The organism is Streptomyces sp. NBC_01716 (assembly GCF_036248275.1).
In the GTDB taxonomy this organism is placed as follows: Bacteria; Actinomycetota; Actinomycetes; order Streptomycetales; family Streptomycetaceae; genus Streptomyces.
On the sequence record NZ_CP109181.1, the window covers coordinates 1,186,420 to 1,199,779 of the forward strand.

Consider the following 13,360-nt stretch of genomic DNA (forward strand, 5'->3'; position numbering starts at 1 on the left):
GGACCACGGTCGCATGAGCACACCCACTATCACCTCACTGGCCCTTCTCACCCCGGGCAACTTCGCCGACGACGACCCGTACACCGGCCTGGAGGAGACACTCCAACTCTTCGAGTACGGCGAGCGGTTGGGCTTCGACGGCGCCTGGATCCGCCAGCGCCACCTCGAACACGGCGTCGGTTCGGCCGCCGTGTTCCTCGCCGCGGCCGGCCAGCGCACCGAGCGGATCGAGCTCGGCACGGCGGTCATCCCGATCGGCTACGAGAGCCCCTTCCGCCTCGCCGAGGACCTGGCCCTGGCCGACGTACTGTCCCGCGGCCGCCTCCAGGTCGGCTTCAGCACCGGCATGCCCCACGCCGGCCTGCTCGGCGACCTGGTGTACGACGGCGACTGGCGCGGCTTCGACCTGTCGTACGGCAGGATCGCCCGCCTCGTCGACAACTTGCGCGGCGACTACCTCGGCGGCCCGGACACCGTGATCCACTCACCCGGCAACGTCCAGCGGCCGCGGCTGCAGCCGCACAACCCGGGTCTGGTGGAGCGGATCTGGTACGGCGGAGGCAGCTCCCGGTCGGTCCGCTGGGCCGCCGAGCAGGGTCTCAGCCTCCTGTCCGGCAACATCGTCTCCGGCGAGGACACCGACGACTTCACCACCGCCCAGCTGAACCTGCTCTCGGAGTACCGGCGCGGCCTGGGCGACGACCGGCCGACGGCGCGAGTGGCGCTCGGGCGGGTGATCGTGCCGCTCGACAGCGCCGACACGCTCACCCGGGCCCGCTACCGGGACTACGCGGCTGGTCGGCGCGAACGCACCCTGAAGCCGCAGAAGTTGGCAGCGTTGGGCGGGAAACGGTTCCTGTTCGCGCCGGACGTCGTGGGAACCGCGGAGCAGATCCTGGAGCAGCTGACCGCGGACCCCGTGCTCGCCCAGGTGTCGGAGCTGCGTCTGGAGCTGCCGTACGAGTTCCATCGCGAGGAGTACGAACAGATCCTGCACGACGTACGGCACCTGATCGCCCCCGACCTGGGCTGGCGCCCCGCTTCCCCGGCGGCTCAGGAGACGGGCCGGTGAGTCCGCTTCCGGAGCAGTGGTTCACGAGTCGAAGGGCCGCACCTCCTGGATCGCCTCGGCGAAAGTCCGTGGTGCGCGGCCGAGTGCGCGCCGCACCCCGTCGGACACGTACGCGTCCTTACCCAGGCTGAGCGACTCGGCCACGTTGGCGAACGCCTCGGCGTCCGTGGCCGGCACTCCCTGTTCCACGAGTTCGGTGATGTACTCGCGCCTCGACAGCGGTACGTAACGTACGGTGCGGCCGATGGTCTCGGACAAGGTGGTGGCCACTTCGGTGAGCGTCACCGCGCTGGGACCGGACAACTCGTAGGTCTGGCCGGTGTGGCCGTCCGCGGTGAGAGCGGCGACCACCACCGCGGCGACATCGTCGGCATCCAGGAAGCCGGCGGCGCCGTCACCGGCGGACAGGCGCAGCTCACCGGCTCGGACGGCGTCCGCGTAGATGCCTTCGGTGAAGACCTGCGCGAGCCAGCCGGGGCGGATGATGGTCCATTCCAGCCCGCTGTCGCGTACGGCGGCCTCGCTGTCGAGCGCGGCTTCCCGGACGGCGCCGCTCCCCTTGATGAAATCGGGGTCGTCGAGGCCCCGGCCCGAGGCCAGGACGACACGTCGCACTCCATGACGCAGCGCTCTGTCGAGGAAGGGACGAACGAGCCGACTGCCGTTGAGCTGCACGAGGTACAGCCCGCGCACACCGTCAAGAGCTGCGTCCCATGTGCTGGAGTCGGTCCAGTCGAAGGGATGCTCGCCGGTGCGCGACGCTGCGCGTACGGGTGTCCCGAGAGCTCGCAGACGGGCTACGACGCGGCTACCGGACTTGCCTGTGGCCCCGGTGACGAGGATCAGTGGTGTGTTCATGCCTTGAGCCAACCGCGAGAGGGTGCGAGGAGCCATGCTCGGGACGATTTGATCGATGTCACAGCGTCTAAACTCGTGATGGTGGATGCCGTGTCCGAGTTGCTGGCAGATGTGTGGGGTCGCGGTGCGGTGTTCCGGTCGACGGTCCTGCGACCGCCTTGGGCACTGCGGATGGCCACCGACGCCCCACTGATGCTGGCCACAATGCTGCGAGGGCGCGCCTGGTTGGTTGCCGACGGACGAGACCCTGTGCACATGACCGCGGGTGACATCGCTGTTGTACGTCGCGACGTGCCCTACATCGTGGCCGATACTCCGTCATCGGCCTTGTTCCCGGACGTGACACGGACGGTGACCGCGGCCGACCACTGTCCTGGCGGCACCGGGCCCACTCGCTCCTGCGGCAGGCGGGACGGCGAACTCGACGAGGGTCCTGTACTGCTCAGCGGCGCGTTCACACGGCGCGGTGGCCTCAGCGAGCATCTGCTGCAAGCCCTGCCCGACCTTCTCGTCACGTCGGCCGCCGGAAGTGCGATCCCGCCGCCGCAGGTGATGGCCGAGGAAGTTACCCGGCCCCGTCCGGGCCAGGTACTGATACTGGAACGACTGTTGGACCTGCTCTTGGTCGCGGCACTGCGCGAGTGGTTCGACAACGGCCCTGACCGGTGCCGCGCGTTGGACGACCCACGTACGGGCAACGCCCTGCGGCTGATGCACGACACCCCCGCACATCCGTGGACGGTGGCCGAACTCGCCGCCAGGACCGGAGTGTCGAGGGCGTCATTTGCCCACCACTTCGCGTCTCTGGTCGGCGAACCTCCGATGACCTACCTGATGAGTTGGCGGATCGCCCTGGCTGCGGAACTGTTGCGCGACACCGACCTGACCGTCGACGCCGTCGCCCGACGGGTCGGCTACTCCGGGGCGTTCGCATTGAGCGCGGCGTTCAAACGAGTACGCGGCTCGCGTCCCAGCGACCACCGGCGCACCGCCCGACAACCGGAACACTGAACTACTTCAGTATTGCCACGTTATTGGAACCGTATGGGGACTTGCTGTCTAGTGCTGTGACCGCGCCGGAACGTGACGGAGCCCGGGAGCATGTCCAGCTCCCGGGCTCCAGCTTGCCACCCATTTGCGCACACCGGCGGCGTTTAAGAACCGCGGGTCATGTTGAGATCGACGTGTTCTGCCTTTGAACTACAGCGCCACGAGAGAGGCGCCGGAGGGACTTGAACCCCCATCCGTCGATGTTCGCCCACGCTCGGTCGATCCGGTGTTCGGCGGCGAATACTGAGACTGGAGCGAGAATCTGAGTTTCACGGGGCCGCCTCTGCCAGGCTTGGGCCACCCCCGCACGTGGTGCGGGGAGAGGGATTCGAACCCCCAACTGACACCCCTTCATCAGCTTCAACATCAGTTTCAGCTTGCGCTCATCGCGCACCCTCCGCTCGCGACGGAGGGCGTATGTGGGGGCTACCGGAAGAGGTAGCCGAATACCGCCTCGCCGACCCGCTGGTCGGTGACCTCGGTGTTGTTCGCCTCCTCGCGGGCGAACTTGACGGACTGCTGGAGCTTCTCGACGCGGTCGAGGAGCTCGTTGACCCGCCGGGCGGGCAACGCGCCGGAGAACTTCACCGTGGTCCAGTAACCGACCGGGACGTCCTCGTAGTACACCTCGACCTGCGCCGGGTGCTTCTCCGTGGCCTCGGCCTTCACGTGGTTGCGCGGAACCTTCTTCGTGCGGATGGTCCGCACCGGGTCCGTCTTCCACGAGTCCGTCGAGGGGTCCAGATTCCACGACTCGGAGGCGTCGAGCACCGGCAGCTTACGCACGAAGGTGTGCAGATCGGTGAGCTGCTTCTCCAGGAACAACAGGTACGGGACGGGCACCTGGGGCAACAGCACCGTACCGTCGACCACCACGTCCGCGACCGCGGACCGGTTCGCCCAGTCCTTCGTCGCGGTCACGTCGAAGAGCCGCGTCAGCGTCCCGGCGGTCGCCCGCAGAGCGTCCTCGGCCTTGATCTGCACCCGCGTGGACTCGGGCGGCAACTGCTCGCCCTCCTCGTCCTTGGGCTGGTAGGTCCGGGAGATGCCGGCCAGCAGGGCGGGCTTCTGCACGTCCTGGTGAGCCTGGGTGAGCTCCTGGAGGGCCTTGGACTTGACGCCCTTTTCGACTGCGATGATCTGATTCAACTTCGGCACACGGCGAACCTAACAACCTTGCGCCGCACGCACATCCGATTAAACGCCGGCCCCGTCCCTTCCGACCGAGAGGGCTGTCCGACGCGCGAGGCCGCGCTGGGCATCGAGATCGTCACACGGATGCGTGGCCTTCATTCCACCAGTCGGTGACGAGCGCGGCGTACTCGTCAGGTTCCTCTTCCCAGCAGAAGTGACCAGCACCGTCGATGAAATCCACGCGGCTGCGGGGCAGTCGGTCATGCAGGAACTCGGCGTTGACCGGCGGCACGACCTGGTCCTGGCTGCCCGCCACAATACGCACCGGTGTATGGATATCCGGAAGCAAGTCGCCCAGAACGGGAAGCAGTTCGGGATAGCTGCGGGCATAGCTCATCGTCCTGAAGAAGCGGTCGTCCGCGTAGGAGGAGAGATAGTCCTCCTGGATTTCGGGGGACGGCGTGTACCCCTCGATGGTCGCGAGTGTGGCCGTGACGACCTGACGTCCGTCCATCTGTCGGTACGGTTCCAGATCGGAGGCCTCAACCCACTCCTTGAGTGGGCCCGCGAGTTGCAGAGGAACGGCTGCGCCTCCGCTGCCGACGACCACGGTACGAAACCGACCAGGCTGAGAGGCCGCCGCGAACAGTGCCGACGACGTGCCGATGTCGGGGCCGACGAGATGTGGATTCCCCAGCTCGAAGGCATCGGCGACGCGGACGACGAACTCGCCCATCGCCTTTGGGTTCATCAGTGCCTCGCGGCGTTCCGACTGACCGAATCCGGGCGGGTCGACAGCCACCAGATGTGCGTTCTCGGCCAGTTGGGCCCAGGACTGCGCGAACGCGAACACGCTCTCCGGCCAGGGGCTCAGAAAGATGGCGTCCTGGGGCCCATCCCCGCTTTCGGCGAAGCGTACCGACAGTCCGTCGATCGTCCTGAACTGCGGACGGACATCAGAATTCGACCACGATGTACTCATAGACAAGTCCCATCCTGCTCGCACCGCTAAGAATATGTTTACTCGCGCATCCCGGGACAAATGAGAACGCTCACAGCTCAACGTTACCGCTCTTACCCCTTCCTCGCTGTGCGAGCAGACACCCCTCGGAATACTTGGGCGGTAACAGGAGCAGTGCCCCCGTACATCCCCGGCATGGAAGCCGCCGGCGTTCTGGACGAGATCGGCGACCGCGTCATGGCGATGGTGATGCCGAACCGCCCTGAACACGAGCCAGAAGAAGAGCGATGTCGTCCTCCGAAGGCGAAGTGGCCACCATGGTGTCGACGACCGCCTCGCAGAGGTCGTCCAGTGCTACGACGGGCGAGGCAAGGGCGAGACCCAGCCGGTCCAATCCATCGTCGATGTCCCCTCCGCGGGTCTCGATCAAGCCGTCGGTGTACAGGGCGATCACGCTGCCCTCGGACAACTCCACCTCCACCGACTCGAATTCCATCAGTCCAACTCCGATCGGCGGCCCAACCGGTAGATCGGCGAAGGCGACGGTGCCGTCGGGGGAAAGGATCGCGGGGGGAGGATGCCCGGCGCTCGCCATGGTGCAGCGCAGAGTGCTGGGGTCGTAGACCGCGTAGAGACAAGTCGCTCCCACAGTTGTCGATGTGAGACCGGTGTCGTCGGGGCCTTCCCGGGCCATCTCAAGGACGAGCTCATCCAATCGCGAGAGCAGTTCGGCAGGGGGAACTCCCAGGTTCGTGAGCGTATGGACAACCGTACGAAGCCGTCCCATGGCCGCTGCCGCGTTGATGCCGTGGCCGACAACGTCTCCGACCACCAGGGCAACTCTGTCATCGGACAAGGGGATGACATCGAACCAGTCGCCACCCACACCGCCGTGGGTGTCTGATGGCAGATAGCGGGACGCCACCTCGACGGCTCCTTTGCCCCACAGGCGATGCGGCAGCAGATCACGCTGCAGTGCCAGGGCGGCCTCTCGCTCGCGCGTGTACCGAATAGCATTGTCGAGACTCAACGCGGCCCGGTCCGACAGCCCTTCGGCAAGGGCAAGATCGGCCATGGTAAATGGGACTTGGTTCTCCGTACGTACGAAGACGGCCACCCCCAGTACTGCCCCACGCGCCTGAAGCGGGACAATCATCAGGCTATGCATTCCGGTCGCACGAATGACACGCGCCCTGTCCGGATCGTTGTCGAGCCAGGTGCCCGGCGAGGTGTCGAGCAAGGGCTCGAAATGAGATTTCCGCGACTCCAGAACAGCGGTGAACGGGGATGCCGGCGGAACGAATACCGGTTCTCCGCGGTGCCAGAGGGACTCACGCATATCTGAGTGGATGGATTCCGCGCCGGCGCGGTAGAAGACCGGAATGCTGATGTCGGTGGAATTCAGGTGGTTCAGAGGCTCCTGTCCGAGCGCGACAACCTCCGCCAGATCCACCGTGGCGTAGTCCGCCAACGCCGGAACCGCTGTGCTCGCCAATTCCTGAGCGGTGTTGAGAGGATCGAGCGTGGTGCCGATACGCGTGCCTGCCTCGCTGAGCATGTTCAGCCGCTGTCGTGCCCGGCTGTCTTTGATGTTCACAGCCATCGAGCACACACCCACCGCTCGGCCTTCCGCGTCATCAAGGCGGAAGAAGGAGACCGAGAAGCGGGGAGGCTGAGCGTCGGGCGAAGGGCTTGTGCTCGGATCCAGTTCGTGATCGAGGAGGGGCAGGCCCCGCTCCAGGACGTGCCGCAGAGCAGTCTCCAGGAACACGGGATGGTTGGTCGCGACCACATCTGTGATGTGGCGTCCCAGCTCCACATTCGACTTGTAGACTCCCTCGTTGGTGTCGCTGCTGTTGAACCAGACACAGCGCAGATCGCGGTCCCAGACCGCGATACCAATGGGTGAGCTGTTGAAGATCGCGTTCAGCACCGAAGGATTCATATCCGTCGACACCGCCAACTTGCCCGACCACACAAACCAGTCGTTTTCACTGTCGCCGCTTTGAACGGGCGATACCTGGATATCCAGTTTCACTTTCCGCCGGTCACGGCACCTGATGTCCATCGACCCCGACCAGGACCGGGACGCTGCCGAAAGGTTGGCATGCATTGAATTTCGGGGCAGGCCAAACAGGTCTTCCACCGGCCGGTTCACCACCTCTGCGGCTGAGTATCCCCAAATGCGCTCGGCGGCCGGGGTCCACCTGACCACGGTCAGAGCAGCGTTGGTCAGAGCCAGCACCTCGATCGCCTCGCGGTCGGATCCCATTCCAGCGGAAGCCGCAGATCGACAAGTTGAGGCGCAACCATGTGAGCGCGACGGGACAGCCATTATGGCGAACTCCCGACGCCCCGCTCCTCGCCGGTCATCGTAAGAGCGGCAGGAACGGGAACTTCAAGACTCTTGAGCAGTCGCGCAAGCTCTCCGTCCAACTCCACCCCCACACGTGCGATCCGCGAGTCCCCGAAACTGGCGAACTGGGTACTCGGCTGGTCGATACAGAATCGAACGGCCCCGTCCGGATCTTCAATAATGGTAGTCCGCAGAGGCGCGTAGAGCATTGCCGCCGCATCGTGACGGAACATACGCTCGGCCATGCCATGATTTCCCATAAGATATTGCGTGCACCGGGCCTCGTCACCTGCGAGATTCATCATCGCAGTCACATCACTACGCCAATAGATGATGAAATCATGCGGAGCGTTCTCCGCCGTTGCCGTAAGCACGGCGTCCCAGTCGGCATTGTTTTCCTTAAGCGCATCAAAGCGTGCCACGTCCAGCGTCGGCACCGCGGCTTCGTAGCGCTCTCGAAAATCTTCGTAAGATACACCGACATCAACCTGCAGCCGCCGCACCTCGTGTACGACCGCTGGAGCGCTTTCGGATTTTGGCGTCACCACGCCCCCTCACAAGAAGCCCTTGACAGTCGGGCTGACAAGTCTAGCCTGCTTATCACCATCGCGCCTGGCGACTGTTTAGCGGTACCGGAAACAATGGCCGCCGGCCCAGTGTATTGACGCGCAGCACCAGGGTCGTGAAGTGCTGGCGGCGGCCCCGGGCTCGGTGACTTCGGGCCGCATCTTGGGACACATCGTCAGCACAGGCCGTGGTAGGGCAGGTCCGGGATATACGTGCGCCACTCCTCACGGGTGATGTCACGGCCGGCCTTCTTGCAGACGGTGACCGCCAGTGCGTCGGGCGCCAGGTCGACGGACTGGGCGCGGCTGCCGCTGAGGGCGCGCAGCACGCTGCCGTCGAAGGCCATGGCGTCGATCTCCCGGCCGCCCATGTCGAGGGGTTGGCCCAGGGAGAGGCGGGCGTCGACATCCCACAGCTGCACGGTGTCCGTCTCGACGGTGGCGGCCAGCAGAGTGCCGTCAGGGGAGAAGACGGTGTCCGAGAGGTATGCGCCGGAGCGTGTGCCGCCGCGCACGGTGCTGCTGGGCATCCGGGCCAGGCGGTGGCGGACCTCGCTGTCCCACAGCTCGACCCAGCCGGTGGCGCGCACCACGGCAAGGACCTTGCCGTCGGGCGAGTGGGCGAGGTCCACGGTGTCCTCGTTGCCGAAGGCCGCGCGGCGGTTGGTCCGTGTCGCCAGGTCGAGGACGTCGCCCTCGGTGGTGACCAGACGGCGGCTGTCCCGGCTGAACTGGCCGAATCCGTGCTGTCCTTGAGCGAAGCGGTGCACCCGCCTGCGATCTCGGATGTCCCAGACGTCGATGGCACCGCCCTCGCCGGAGGGAACTCCCGCGTAGTCGTTGCTGAAGGCGATATGGCGGTTGTCGCGGGAGATCGTGATCTCGAAGACGTCGCGTTGTTCGGGCACGGGCGCGCGCAGCAGTTCCTTGCGGGCGCGCCGGTCCCACACGCTCACGGACAGACGGAGGTCGCCCCCGGACGGCCGGAAGTCGGTGAAGGCTACGAGGCTGCCGTCCGGGGACAGGGCGCTGACCCGGGTCTGCGCGGCCTCGCCGAGCCCCGGACTTTGCGGCAGCGGCGTACCGCTCTCCTTGCCCGTGCGCGCGTCGAAGACGTGCTGGACGGGAGCGTCGACACCCTGGCGGTAGAGACCGGTCCGGCCGTCCGCGGAGATCGCCGCGCCCTCGACGGCCGGCCCCTGCCCTCCGCCGGACAGGGCGGCTGTCAGGTCGAGCCGGTGGACCTGTTGGGAGCCGCTGTCCAGATAGGTGAGCGTGCTGGACTTCTCGTCCAGGCCCATCCGGAAGCCGCCGCTGTTGCTGCCGTCCTTGTTGCCTGAGCGGTCGGCGAGCCGGAAGAGCGGGACGGAGGAGCCGTCGAGCGCCCAGACGGCGATGGGGTGTTCCTGGGAGGAGGCGAGAGCGTAGTGGCCCCCGGCACTCAGATATACGCTCGCGTTCGTCTCGTCGAGCGTCTCGATCGAGGTACCGGCTCGCGGGAGGCCGTCCGCGGTGGACCAGACGAAGAAGCTCCCGCCGTCCCGCAGACCCAACAGGCTGCCGTCCGCGCTGAAGTCCAGCTCTCCGCCACAGGTGACCCGTACGTCGTCGAAACGACTCGCGGGGCTGGTGCTGGAGAACACGAACCGGGGCTCGGCGTCCCCCGGGCGGATCGCCCACACGGTCAGAGGCTCGCCGCTGCCGCCCGCGGCGCTCTGTGGGCAGGACGCGAAGTGCGTGCCGTCCGGCGAGAGATACATCCCGCTCGACTTCTCCGTCGTCCAGGAGACGAGCCCGGTGGCGGGCGAGAAGAACCGATGGGTGACAGGTGCGTCGGTCGGCGGGCTCTCCTGGACGAACAGGACATGTCCCTGGTTCGACAACTGGTCGGGGCGGAAGCCGGGCTGACGGGGTACTGGCTTGCCGGACGGTTTGCCGTCACGGGTGGACACGAGCTGGTAAGTGCCGGACGTGCCCTTCTTCAGCAGCAGTCGGCCGTCCCTGCTGACCAGGGGCGGAGTGGGTGGATTCACCATGGCGCCGGCCACCGTGAGCCGGGGCTTCGTGACACCCTCCTGCCCCTTGGTCAGATCCCAGAACCTGGTCTCGTCCTCGGTGTAGGTCATGAAGCTGAGGCCGCGCTCCAGGAGCGCCTCACCGTTGTCCGGGGACGAACTGGGCGAGGGCACATCGATCACGCCGGTCTCCTGCTGCGTCGCCGCCGCGCTCAGCGACGACCGCGCCTCCGGTGTCCGCGCGATGCGCCACGCGGCGAGGCTCAGCAGCAGTGCGGTGTCCGGACTGCTGCCACGCAGATTGTCCGCGGCCTGTGCCACGGAGCGGGACGTGGCCTGGTCGCGGCGGAGTTCCGCCTCGGCGCCACGCCGGGCACTCTCCCGGCTCTGGAACCAGGCGACGGTTCCGGCGAGCAGCGCCAGGACCGTCAACGCGGCTGTCACCGAGAGCAGTTGACGTCGACGACGGGCGGCACGGGCGGACCCTTCCCGGGCCGCGTGCAGAAAGCGGAGCTCCAGGGGATTTGGCCGCAGATGGAAGGGCGCCACGGCCAGCCAGTCCAGGAAGGTGCGCAGGGCGGTGCCGTGCGGCAGGTCGTCAGGCCGTTCACCGTGCGCCAGCCACTGGCGGGCGGCGCGCCCCAGAGAACGGTGGACAACGAGGCTCTGGCGGTCGGCGTCGACGGCGTCACGCAGCCTGCTCCAGGCGGGGACGAGCGCGGCGCTGACGGGGCGTACGGAACCGTCCTCTCCGTCGGCCTCCAGGACACCGGCGTCGGCAAGTACGGTGACGGCCGCCTGGATCGCCCGCCGCTCGCTGTCGGGGCGCCCGGCGTACAACTCGTCCTGGCTCGCGGTACGTACGGAATCCTGGGAGCCGTCCACCGCGTCACCGGGGACGACCAGACGTAACAGAAGTTCGTGGGCCGCGAGTTGGGACGCGGGAGGCAGCGAGCCGAAGGCCGCTTCGGCGCGCTCGCCCAGCGGGGGAACGGTCTCGGCGGAGGGCGGCACGTCCTCACGCGAGGTGGCGCGGCGCGCGCCCGCTTCGAGCAGCGCCCGGCGCGGATCGACGGCCTTGCTCGGCCCTCCGATCAGATCGCTGAGCAACTCCTGTGCGGAGGGCCGCAGTTCGGGATCCTTGGCGAGAGCTGCGGCAACCAGTGGGCGGAACCGGGCGGGCACCGCGCCGAGATCCGGGTGGACGGACGCGGTGCGGTGAGCCACCTCACCGAGATGGGCGCCGCGGAACGGTTCGTCACCGCTCGCCGCGAACAACACCACAGCCCCCCACGCGAAGACGTCGGACGCGGTGGTCGCCCGCTTGCCGGACAGGACCTCCGGCGCCATGTAGCCGAGGGTGCCCATGAGCGCGCCGGTGTCCGTGAGGGACATGTCGGCGGCGCGGGCGATACCGAAGTCGATGATGCGGGGCCCGTCCGGACCCAGAAGAATGTTGCCGGGCTTCAGGTCGCGGTGAATCACACCGGCGCTGTGGATCGCGGCGACCGCCGTCGCCGCGCCGATCGCCAGACGCAGTACGGCATCGGGGTCGAGCGGCCCACGCCGCTGGACATGGGCGGTGAGGGTGGGCCCCGGAATGTACTCGCTGACGATGTACGGCACGGCGCCCTCGTGCCCCGCGCCGTTGGCCGGCGGCAGGGCCACGTCCAGGATCCGGGCCGTACAGAAGGGGGCGACCTTCCGTGCCGCCTCGGCCTCCTTGCCGAACCGGTCCCACACGAACTGCGTGGCGTCCCGGCGCAGCGCCTTGACGGCGACCCGCGCGCCGCCCCGGTCGTACGCCTCGTACACCACACCCTGCCCGCCGGACCCCAGCCGCGATGCGATCCAGTAGTCGCCGAGCCGCTCGGGGTCCTCCGGCGTGAGTGGAGTCGTCAACTCGACTTGCCTCCTTGACTGTTGGTGGTGCCGATGGGCGAGCCCGGTAAGACCGACCTGACGCTCTTTTCGAGACGCCCGAGGGTGGGAATTCGGTTGCCGGGGCAGGGACGGAATCGCCTGACGTCGCCGGAGCGGGGTCGCCGGAGCGACGGGCTGTTTCGGATCACGAACAGGATCTACATCGTTCGGGACGCCGACCAGGGTGTCGACAGCACCCGAATCGACGAGGTAAAGCGACTGCACACCGGCCACGGCCGAGGAAGCCGCCTTCGAGAACAGGGGGTTCGCCACCCACGACGACACCGAACGCGCCGCCCGTCTCGACGGATTCGCCGGCGTCTCCGACAACTCCGACTCCACCGGCGACGCCGCGCCCGTATCGGCGCATGAGCTGTCCGCATCCGCTGCAGGGTCCGATCTCCCAGGTCGGACATCCGAGCGCGGAGGCGGCTGCGGCCCGTTCGTCTGGGGCCACCTGGCGGAGAACGACCGGGCTGGTGGCCGTTGATGGCGTAAAGATCGCGTCGGCTCTCCCTAAGACGGTGTCCTATGTGGTGAGGTGGTCGTTGGGTCAGTTATGGGGCGGGGTAAGTGGAGTTGGATTGTTCCGGACGGGTTGTGGGAGATCGCGGAGCCGCTGATCCCGCCGTCGAAGGTGCGGCCGCAGGGCGGCGGGACCCAGGACACGCCTGATGAGACGCTGTTCGCGGCGAACATCTACGTGTTGGTCAGCGGATGCGCCTGGCGGGCATTGCCTCCGTGCTTCGGGATATCGAAGTCGACGGCCCACCGCAGGTTTCTGATCTGGTCAAGAGCCGGTGTCTGGGGCCGGCTCCACGAAGAGATCCTGCACCGCCTCGACGACGCCGGCCTGCTCGACCTCTCCCGGGCCGTCCTCGACTCCGCGCACGTCAGGGCCAAAAAAGGGGCGAACTCACAGGCCCGAGCCCCGTGGACCGGGGCAAACCGGGTTCCAGGATGCACATCCTGTCGGACGCGAACGGACTGCCCCTCCTCGTCGGCCTCTCTGCGGCGAACACCCACGACAGCCTCGCGCTGAAGCCCATGATCGAGGGCCACCAAACGAGACACGACCCCCACCACGGCCGCTACCTCAAACCCCCAGCGCCCGCACGCGGACAAAGCGCACAACGTCCCCCACCTGCGGAAATGGTTACGGGGCAAGCGCATCGGCGTGCGCATCGCCCGCAAGGGAGCCGAGTCCAGCGAACGGTTAGGACGACGGCGATGGGTCATCGAGCGGACCATGTCCTGGCTGACCGGCTACCGCAGACTCAACCACCGCTACGAACGCCACCCCCGCAACTACCTGGCCTTCCTCGGGCTCGCCGCAGCCCTCTGCTGCTACAAACGACTCGTCCGACTCACCACATAGGACACCGTCTTAGGGGCCGAGCCTATGAACGCCGGTCCGGTCGGCCC

Annotated in this window: 8 protein-coding genes and 1 pseudogene; 3 read left to right on the plus strand and 6 right to left on the minus strand. The window is 67.2% G+C overall.

Translation table 11 applies throughout. The features are described 5' to 3' along the window. Window positions 1–13 precede the first annotated feature (13 nt). On the plus strand, window positions 14–1,072 hold the full coding sequence (locus OIE74_RS05125; RefSeq protein ID WP_329378862.1) for an LLM class flavin-dependent oxidoreductase: 1,059 nt from the start codon (window positions 14–16) through the stop codon (window positions 1,070–1,072). Between the two features lie 21 nt (window positions 1,073–1,093). On the opposite strand, the gene OIE74_RS05130 is transcribed toward OIE74_RS05125, so the two are convergent. Then, on the minus strand, window positions 1,094–1,930 hold the full coding sequence (locus OIE74_RS05130; RefSeq protein ID WP_329378864.1) for an NAD(P)H-binding protein: 837 nt from the start codon (window positions 1,928–1,930) through the stop codon (window positions 1,094–1,096). A gap of 78 nt (window positions 1,931–2,008) precedes the next feature. On the opposite strand from OIE74_RS05130, the gene OIE74_RS05135 reads away from it, so the two are divergent. After that, window positions 2,009–2,941 carry an AraC family transcriptional regulator gene (locus OIE74_RS05135; protein WP_329378866.1) on the plus strand — a complete coding sequence of 311 codons (933 nt, stop codon included), beginning with the start codon at window positions 2,009–2,011 and terminating at the stop codon, window positions 2,939–2,941. A 465-nt stretch (window positions 2,942–3,406) separates the two neighbouring features. Here OIE74_RS05135 and OIE74_RS05140 read toward each other — a convergent pair whose 3' ends face one another. The 5 genes from OIE74_RS05140 to OIE74_RS05160 all read right to left on the minus strand — a co-directional run bounded on the left by OIE74_RS05140 (window position 3,407) and on the right by OIE74_RS05160 (window position 11,914). Beyond that, the gene (locus tag OIE74_RS05140) at window positions 3,407–4,138 is read right to left on the minus strand and encodes a DUF7873 family protein (protein ID WP_329378868.1); all 732 of its coding nucleotides are present in this window, start codon (window positions 4,136–4,138) and stop codon (window positions 3,407–3,409) included. Between the two features lie 112 nt (window positions 4,139–4,250). After that, window positions 4,251–5,096, minus strand: coding sequence for an alpha/beta fold hydrolase (locus OIE74_RS05145; protein ID WP_329378869.1), 846 nt, complete (start codon window positions 5,094–5,096; stop codon window positions 4,251–4,253). 214 nt (window positions 5,097–5,310) lie between these two features. Then, a complete protein-coding gene (locus OIE74_RS05150; RefSeq protein ID WP_329378871.1) occupies window positions 5,311–7,347 on the minus strand; it encodes a SpoIIE family protein phosphatase in 2,037 nt (678 codons plus the stop codon). 62 nt (window positions 7,348–7,409) lie between these two features. Beyond that, window positions 7,410–7,976 carry a DUF302 domain-containing protein gene (locus OIE74_RS05155; RefSeq protein WP_329378873.1) on the minus strand — a complete coding sequence of 189 codons (567 nt, stop codon included), beginning with the start codon at window positions 7,974–7,976 and terminating at the stop codon, window positions 7,410–7,412. Window positions 7,977–8,173: 197 nt separating this feature from the next. Then, on the minus strand, window positions 8,174–11,914 hold the full coding sequence (locus tag OIE74_RS05160; protein WP_329378875.1) for a WD40 repeat domain-containing serine/threonine protein kinase: 3,741 nt from the start codon (window positions 11,912–11,914) through the stop codon (window positions 8,174–8,176). A gap of 580 nt (window positions 11,915–12,494) precedes the next feature. Between OIE74_RS05160 and OIE74_RS05165 the strand changes: the two are divergent. Then, window positions 12,495–13,313, plus strand: a pseudogene (locus OIE74_RS05165) (IS5 family transposase). Window positions 13,314–13,360 lie beyond the last annotated feature (47 nt).